The sequence below is a fragment of the Rhodococcus sp. Leaf225 genome (assembly GCF_001426145.1).
In the GTDB taxonomy this organism is placed as follows: Bacteria; Actinomycetota; Actinomycetes; order Mycobacteriales; family Mycobacteriaceae; genus Rhodococcoides.
The window spans coordinates 600,198-600,549 of sequence record NZ_LMRN01000012.1 but is presented as its reverse complement, the minus strand read 5'-3'; the positions used below and the strand labels follow the sequence as shown (position 1 = coordinate 600,549).

At 64.2% G+C, this 352-nt stretch carries 1 protein-coding gene; it reads left to right on the top strand.

Annotation, left to right across the window (positions count from 1 at the left end):
* Positions 1 to 352, top strand: a 352-nt coding sequence (locus ASG69_RS12515; protein WP_442971096.1) for an ATP-binding protein, incomplete at both ends; no start/stop codon positions are given.

Below are 352 nucleotides of genomic sequence, written 5' to 3'. Positions count from 1 at the left end.
GGTCGAGCCGCGGCACATCGAGGTGCAGATTCTCGCGGACACCCACGGCGATGTGATCCATCTCTTCGAGCGTGACTGCTCGGTGCAGCGCCGTCACCAGAAGGTGGTGGAGCTGGCGCCGGCGCCGAACATCTCGGACGAGCTTCGTGCCCGGTTGTGCAGTGACGCTGTGGCGTTCGCGCGGAAGATCGGGTACTCGTGTGCGGGCACGGTGGAGTTCCTGGTGGACCGGGACGGTAACCATGTGTTCATCGAGATGAATCCGCGGATCCAGGTCGAGCACACGGTGACCGAGGAGATCACCGATGTCGACCTGGTGCAGTCGCAGTTGCGGATCGCCTCGGGGGAGTCA